Source organism: Miniimonas arenae (assembly GCF_006351005.1).
Taxonomy (GTDB): Bacteria; Actinomycetota; Actinomycetes; order Actinomycetales; family Beutenbergiaceae; genus Miniimonas; species Miniimonas arenae.
On record NZ_VENP01000085.1, the window covers coordinates 1 to 7,163 of the forward strand.

The 7,163-nt window shown below is 73.1% G+C and carries 7 protein-coding genes; 4 read left to right on the plus strand and 3 right to left on the minus strand.

The genetic code is table 11. From position 1 onward, the window contains the following. The first annotated feature begins 490 nt into the window (after positions 1-490). Complete coding sequence (gene holA, locus FH969_RS14230) at positions 491-1,561, plus strand: DNA polymerase III subunit delta (protein ID WP_180359819.1); 1,071 nt, start codon at positions 491-493, stop codon at positions 1,559-1,561. Positions 1,562-1,906: 345 nt separating this feature from the next. Here holA and rpsT read toward each other — a convergent pair whose 3' ends face one another. Both rpsT and FH969_RS14240 read right to left on the minus strand, forming a co-directional pair. Beyond that, positions 1,907-2,167 (minus strand): 30S ribosomal protein S20, encoded by a 261-nt coding sequence (gene rpsT / locus FH969_RS14235; RefSeq protein WP_108717689.1) that lies wholly within the window; start codon positions 2,165-2,167, stop codon positions 1,907-1,909. Positions 2,168-2,302: 135 nt separating this feature from the next. Continuing rightward, positions 2,303-2,905, minus strand: coding sequence for a type II toxin-antitoxin system PemK/MazF family toxin (locus FH969_RS14240; RefSeq protein ID WP_246071987.1), 603 nt, complete (start codon positions 2,903-2,905; stop codon positions 2,303-2,305). 196 nt (positions 2,906-3,101) lie between these two features. On the opposite strand from FH969_RS14240, the gene FH969_RS14245 reads away from it, so the two are divergent. Genes FH969_RS14245 through FH969_RS14255 form a run of 3 tightly spaced genes read left to right on the plus strand, consistent with a single transcriptional unit; the run spans position 3,102 to position 6,537 of the window. Further along, positions 3,102-4,760, plus strand: coding sequence for a circularly permuted type 2 ATP-grasp protein (locus FH969_RS14245; RefSeq protein ID WP_139987832.1), 1,659 nt, complete (start codon positions 3,102-3,104; stop codon positions 4,758-4,760). After that, positions 4,754-5,683 carry an alpha-E domain-containing protein gene (locus FH969_RS14250; RefSeq protein ID WP_108717686.1) on the plus strand — a complete coding sequence of 310 codons (930 nt, stop codon included), beginning with the start codon at positions 4,754-4,756 and terminating at the stop codon, positions 5,681-5,683. Before FH969_RS14245 ends, FH969_RS14250 begins: the two co-directional genes overlap by 7 nt. Next, positions 5,680-6,537, plus strand: a complete 858-nt coding sequence (locus FH969_RS14255; protein ID WP_139987834.1) for a transglutaminase family protein — start codon at positions 5,680-5,682, stop codon at positions 6,535-6,537. Before FH969_RS14250 ends, FH969_RS14255 begins: the two co-directional genes overlap by 4 nt. 113 nt (positions 6,538-6,650) lie before the next feature. Here FH969_RS14255 and FH969_RS14260 read toward each other — a convergent pair whose 3' ends face one another. Then, the gene (locus FH969_RS14260) at positions 6,651-7,100 is read right to left on the minus strand and encodes a septum formation family protein (RefSeq protein ID WP_139987836.1); all 450 of its coding nucleotides are present in this window, start codon (positions 7,098-7,100) and stop codon (positions 6,651-6,653) included. Between the last annotated feature and the right edge of the window lie 63 nt (positions 7,101-7,163).

The window sequence follows — 7,163 nt, forward strand, 5'->3', positions numbered from 1 at the left end:
TCCCGAAACGCCGACCCACCGGCGTGGGGAGAACTCCGCCCACCAACGGATCGAGCGACGACGGACCCGGCGGCGGACGAGGCGGCGGCGGGTCCAGCGGTGGTGACAGACAAGGCGGCGCAGCTCCTGGCGCAGCCCTGCCCGGCGGTGAGCGGGGCGTAGGACTGCCCGGTGGCGACAGCCCCGGCGACGAGGAAACCGGCCGCAGCGATGGACGAAGCGGTGGCGGCGGGTCCAGCGGTGGCAGCGGGTCCAGCGGAGGTGACGCACGAGGTGGCGCAGCTCCTGGCGGAGGACTGCCCAGCGACGGACCCGGCGGCGGCCCCATCCGCGGCGACGGATCCCGCGGCGGTGCCGTTCCTGGCGCAGCCCTGTCCGGTGGCGAGCTGGACGAAGTCCTGCCCGGCGACCGATCTAGCGGCGGCTCGGAGGTTGTTCGCGGCCGCCCTGCCGGGCTGTGGTGAGACGGCAGCGAGAGTCGGGTATCGAGATGACGGGCGTGCGCGGGGGCGGGGCGTTGCGTCGTGGCAGGCTGGGGACCGTGCCTCCCGCCCGCAGGTCGACGCGATCCACTGCCCGTCCCGGGCTGAGCTGGGACGTCGTCGAGCCCGCGCCCGTCGTACTCGTCCGGGGAACGGAAGGGCTGCTCGCCGACCGCGCGATGGCTCGGCTGGTGGGCCTCGCTCGCGAGCGCGCCACGGCCGAGTCGACCACGTTGGAGGTCACCCGCCTCGAGGCGTCGATGTACGAGCAGGGGCGGCTCGCGGTGCTCGCGTCGCCGTCGCTGTTCGCCGAGCCGAGGTATGTCGAGATCCTCGGGCTCGAGTCGCTGAACGACGCGTGCGCGACCGACGTGACCGCCTATCTCGCCGATCCAGCGCCCGACGTCGTCCTGGTGCTCCGGCACGCCGGCGGCCAGAAGGGCAAGAAGCTGCTCGAGGCGATCGCGGCGACCGGTGCACCCGAGGTGGCGTGCGAGCCGGTGCCGGAACGGGAGAAGGCGGCGTTCGTCCAGGCGGAATTCGCGCGGGGCCGCCGCCGCATCGCTCCGGCCGCGGTCACGGCCCTCGTCGACGCCGTCGGTTCGGATCTGCGCGAGCTCGCTGCGGCGTGTTCGCAGCTGATCGAGGACACGACCGGTCAGGTCGGCCAGGACGACGTGGACCGCTACTACGGCGGACGGGTCGAGGCGACGGGTTTCAAGGTCGCCGACGCCGCCATCGCGGGTGATGCCGGACAGGCTCTCGCGCTGGCACGGCATGCCATGGCCAGCGGAACCGACCCCGTGCCGCTCGTCGCTGCCGTCGCCCTCAAGCTGCGCACGATGGCAAAGGTGGCCGCCTCACGCGGTCGCGAGCAGGGAAACGCCACGGCGGGTCTCGCGCCCTGGCAGATCGACCGCGCACGCAAGGAGCTGCAGGGCTGGACACCGGAGGGCCTGGCGGCGGCGGTCAGTGCCGTTGCAGCGGCTGATGCCGAGATTAAGGGCGAAGGGCGGTCGCCCGGGTATGCGATCGAGCGAGCGCTGCTGCGAGTCGCTGCGGCGCGTGCGGGCCGCTGAGCGACGACGTGGAGGGTGCTCGAGTGTCGGGTCGTGCGCGACTCGACTCGGCGGTCCGGTGCCTCGCGACGGCGCCGCGCGATGGACGCGCCGCTTCGGGGTGCTGAGTCCGACGGGGTGGTGAGCCCGACGGGTGGTGAGCCCGACGGGTGGTGAGCCCGACGGGTGCTGAGTCCGACGGGGTGGTGAGCCCGGACCGCGCGATCGGAGGCGGCGAACTCGCCGCGCTCGTCGGGACGCAGCGCGTCAGCGCGCTGAGCCGCCCGCCCGAGCACCGCAGAGACAGCGACGGCGCCGCACCCGGTGGGGTGCGGCGCCGTCGTCGTGCGTGCGGCGGGTCGGAGCTCAGAGCTCGGCGACCTGCTTCGCGAGCGAGGACTTGCGGTTGGCCGCCTGGTTGGCGTGGATCACGCCCTTGCTGACGGCCTTGTCGAGCTTGCGGGTGGCGACGCGAAGAGCCTCGTCGGCCTTCTCCTTGTCACCCGCAGCGATGGCCTCGCGCGTCTTGCGCACGTAGGTCTTCAGCTCCGACTTGACGGACTTGTTGCGCAGACGAGCCTTCTCGTTCGTCTTGTTGCGCTTGATCTGGGACTTGATGTTGGCCACGTGTGGAACTTCCTGCTGGATTCGTCTGGGTCGGCGAGGGTTCCCCGGCGGCCGGGACAAGGCGTGGGGCACCTCGGAGAAGCCATCGGGAACGAGCCGGCCGACCCGTGCGGGCGCCAGGCTCGACCCACCATGCTACCAGCCGTGCAGCTCGCGCAGGGCCGCGACCACCGCGTCGTACCGCGGGCGCTCCAGGATGGCGCCCTCACGCCGGATCCGGTCCTCCGGGACGCGCAGGAGACGGTCGAGTCGCACCTCGCTGTCGCGCCGCTTGCGGTCCCACTCTCCGGTACCGACGTCGAACCAGTACCGGCCCCGTCGGGCCTCGGCGGCGCGGTCGCCCGTCCGGTCCTTCGAGGTGAGCTGCAGCGCCACGAGCGCACCGCCGCCCGACCCGACGACGAGCATCGGGCGGTCCTTGCCCTTGCTCGCGTCCTCCTCGTACGGCACCCAGCCCCAGACGATCTCGCCCGGGTCGGCCGCGCCGTCGAGGTCGGGGGCGTAGCTCGGCAGCGGGGGGCCGAACGCCGGCACGTCGTACTCGGTGATGCCCCCGGGCAGGGGTGGCGCCTGTCCGCCCGGCGGCCGGGTGGGGGTCGGCCGCCCGGCGGGCGACGGCGACGGCGTGGGCCGGGTCTCCCGTGACGGCGACGGCGGGGTGCGCGTGCGCCCCGGGGCGGGCCGCAGCGCCGTGCCGAGGGCTCGCGCGGCGGAGCGCAGGATGTCCGTGGCTCTCACGCCGGACACCCTAGCCCCGCCCTGTGGCCGCGCAGCGAGGGCGCCGGGTCGGGTGAGTCGTGCGGGCTGGGGCGCGCCGCGGCGGGGTGGCGCGGGAGGGGCACGGGCCGTCGGGTTGCGGGCGCGGGTCGTCCGTACCGCCCACGCCGTGACCGGCGTTACCCACCCGTTACGCCCGCGCACTACGGTTCGAGCCATGGTCGACCTGTTCGAGGGTTATCCCGCCGGCGCAGCCTGGGACGAGATGCTCGGCAGCGCGTCCGGCACCGACGGGCACGAGGAGTGGCGCAGCCAGTTCGCCCACGTCCGCGCGATCATGTCGCGGCTCTCCCCGCAGGAGATCCGGAGCCGCGCTGATGCGCTCGCCCGCTCCTACCTCGCCCAGGGGGTGACCTTCGACATCGGCGGCGAGGAGCGACCCTTCCCGCTCGACCCCGTCCCGCGCGTTCTCGACACCGGCGAGTGGAACGTGCTCGCCCCGGGCATCGCCCAACGGGTCAAGGCCCTCGAGGCGCTCCTCGAGGACATCTACAGCCGGCAGAAGGTCGTGTCCGACGGCGTGATCCCCCGCGCGCTCATCACCTCCTCCGCGCACTTCCACCGTCAGGCGAGGGGCATTGTCCCGGGCAACGGCGTCCGGGTGCAGGTCGCCGGGATCGACGTCATCCGCGACTCCGAGGGCGGCTGGCGCGTCCTCGAGGACAACGTGCGCATCCCGTCGGGCGTGAGCTACGTGCTCTCCAACCGGCGCGCCATGGCGCAGACCTTCCCCGAGCTGTTCACGTCGATGCGTGTCGCGCCCGTGGTCGACTACCCGCGGCGCCTGCTCGCCGCGCTGACGGCCGCGGCGCCGTCGGGCGTGGACGACCCCGTCGTCGTCGTGCTCACCCCGGGCGTGTACAACTCCGCGTACTTCGAGCACTCGCTGCTGGCGCGACTCATGGGGGTCGAGCTCGTGGAGGGCCGAGACCTCGTGGTCTCCGGCGGCCGCGTCTACATGCTCACCACCGACGGCCGCCGGCGGGTGGACGTGATCTACCGCCGCGTCGACGACGACTTCATCGACCCGGTGGCGTTCCGGCCCGACTCGCTCCTGGGGTGTCCCGGACTCATCACCGCCGCACGGCTGGGCAATGTGACCCTTGCGAACGCCGTCGGCAACGGCGTGGCCGACGACAAGCTCATGTACACCTACGTCCCCGACCTCATCCGCTACTACCTGGGCGAGGAGCCCCTCATCAACAACGTCGACACCTGGCGGCTGGAGGAGCCCGAGGCGCTCAGCGAGGTGCTGGACCGGCTCGAGGAGCTCGTCGTGAAGCCGGTCGACGGTTCCGGCGGCAAGGGCATCATCATCGGGCCCGCGGCCAGCCGCGCCGAGATCGACGAGGCGCGCACGCGGCTGCGCCTCGATCCCCGCGGCTGGATCGCGCAGCCCGTGGTGCAGCTGTCCACGGTGCCGACCCTGGCCGGCGACTCCATGCGGCCGCGGCACGTCGACCTGCGTCCCTTCGCGGTGAACGACGGCGAGGACGTCTGGGTCCTCCCCGGTGGCCTCACGCGGGTGGCCCTGCAGGAGGGTCAGCTCGTGGTCAACTCCTCGCAGGGCGGCGGGTCGAAGGACACGTGGGTCATGGGCGAGGCGCGTCGCTACGACGCGGGCGACCCCGAGGCGGCGCCGATCGCGACCCTCGAGCTGCGTCAGGGACCGTCGGTGGACACGCATCCGGACAGCCGGAAGTCGGTGTCCCAGCAGCAGCAGCAACAGCAGCAGGGCGGGACGGCGCAGCGCCAGAGCCAGCCGCATGGCACGCGACGCCGGACCCCCGGCAGTGAGGGGACGAGCACGTGCTGAGCCGGATCGCCGAGTCGCTGTTCTGGGTCGGGAGGTACGTCGAGCGGGCGGACGACACCGCACGCATCCTCGACGTGCACCTGCAGCTCCTCCTGGAGGACCCCTGGATCTCCGAGGACCTGGCGTGCCGCTCGCTGCTCGCCGTCATGGGCGCGGCCCCGCCGCCGGTGGGGACGCTCGTGGCGCCGTCGGACGTGCTGGACGTGCTCGCCTACGACCGGCTCAACCCCGGCTCGATCGCCGGTGCGCTCGAGGCCGCGCGCGAGAACGCGCGGCGGGCGCGCGAGACGATCTCGACCGAGCTGTGGGAGTGTCTCAACACCACCCGCAACGAGCTCGGCTCGGTGATCGGCTCCCGCAGCACCCCGGAGTTCTTCGCGTGGGTCCGCGAACGCGGCGCGGTGGCCACCGGGATCGCCGACTCGGCGACGAGTCGTGACCAGATCTGGACCTTCCTCGTGCTCGGCCGCTCGATCGAGCGCGCGGACATGACGGCCCGCCTCGTCGCCACGCGCGCCGTGGCGGGCACGAGCGGGCCGAGCTGGACCACACTGCTGCGCTCGTGTGGCGCCTACGAGGCCTTCCTGCGGGCCTACCGGGGCAACGCGAGCGATGCCCTCGCCGCGGAGTTCCTGCTCCTGGACCCGCACTTCCCGCGGTCCGTCGTGTACGCCCTCAAGCAGGCGGAGGACTGCCTCCTCGCGCTCGGCGAGGGCAGCGACCGCACCGGCACCGAGAGCGCGATGCGCATCCTCGGCCGGGTCCGTTCGGGCCTGGAGTTCCGCCCGGTGGGCCAGCTGCTCGACAACCTTCCCGAGGAGATGGAGGAGGTGCAGCGCGCGTGCTCGACGGCGAGCGACGCCGTCGGGCTGCGGTACTTCCCCTCGGGCCTGCACGACGACTGGGTGGGAGAGCGACTGTGACCAGGCTGCACATCGTCCACACGACGACCTTCGCGTACGAGCGGCCCGCCGTTGCGTCCTACAACGAGGTGCGCATGCGCCCCGCGACGATCCCCGGGCAGATGGTGCTGGCCTCACGGGTGACGGCGACGCCGTCGACGTGGAGCCACGAGTACCGCGACTACTGGGGCACGCACGTCGTCGGGTTCGAGGTGCTCCGGCGCCACTCCGAGCTCGTGGTCGTCTCCGAGTCGACGGTCGACCTCGCGGCACGCCCCGATCCGGGCGCGACGGGGGTGGCCGACGCCGTGGAGTGGTCCACGCTGACCGAGCTCGCCGTCGTGGACCGGCTGGCGGAGTATCTCGCCACGACCGCCGCCACCGCGCCGTCGGACGGCCTCGCCGCGCTCGCGCTCGAGCGGGCCGGCGGGCTCGGCCCGGCCGAGGCGGCGCTGGCCGTGTGCAACGCGGTGCGCGACGCCGTCGAGTACGTGCCCGGGGCGACCGGGGTGCACACGCGCGCGACCGAGGCGTGGGAGCAGCGCAAGGGTGTCTGCCAGGACATCGCGCACCTCGCGCTCGGCGCGCTGCGCAGCCTGGGCATCCCGGCGCGCTACGTGTCGGGGTACCTCCACCCGCTCGGCTACGAGGCCAAGCCCGGCGAGACGTTCGTGGGGGAGTCGCACGCCTGGATCGAGTTCTGGTGCGGGGACTGGTACCCGTACGACCCCACGAACCGCACGTCGGTGGGCGACCACCACGTCGTGGTCGGGCGCGGCCGGGACTACTACGACGTCACCCCGCTGCGCGGCGTGCTCGCTGGGGGCGGCCGGTCGCGGCAGTCCGTGGAGGTGCGGCTCACGCTCGAGGCGTGAGTCGAGCCGGCCGGGCCGAGCAGACGAGCGCGGGCCGGGCTCCGAGGAGCCCGGCCCGCGCGCTCGTTCAGCGTGCAGCGCTCAGCGTGGCGCAGTCCAGCGGTGATCGAGCCTCAGGCGCCCGAACCCGCCAGCGTCCCGGTGGACTGCCCGTCGAGGGAGTACACGGCGCACGTCACGGTGCGGTCGCCCTGGTCCCAGGAGCCGTCGGTCGGGTAGAGCATGTAGACGTCGAGGTTGGTGGTGTCCTCGTAGGAGGCGCCCACGAACGACTCGAACTCCTTCAGGCAGAAGTCCGAGGCCTCCTGCTGCACGGCGTCGGTGCCCGGGTAGTCGTCGCCGTCGATGTCGTACTCGGCGTACACCTCGTTGTCGTGCGCCTCCGAGCAGTCCACGATCGGGACGTCGGAGACCTCGGTGGTGTCGTCGGGGTCGTTGAAGCAGTCGCCCTTCTCCAGGGAGAACGCGCTGCCGCTCGAGCAGGCGGCGGTCAGTCCGCCTGCGGCGATCAGGCCAGCCACGAGGGCGACGGCCCGAAGGCGGGGGGTGATGGTGCGGGACATGGAGCTCTCCTCAGATCGTCGGTGCCGGCCTGGTCAGGTGTGCCCGGGTCCCCGAGGGGGCTC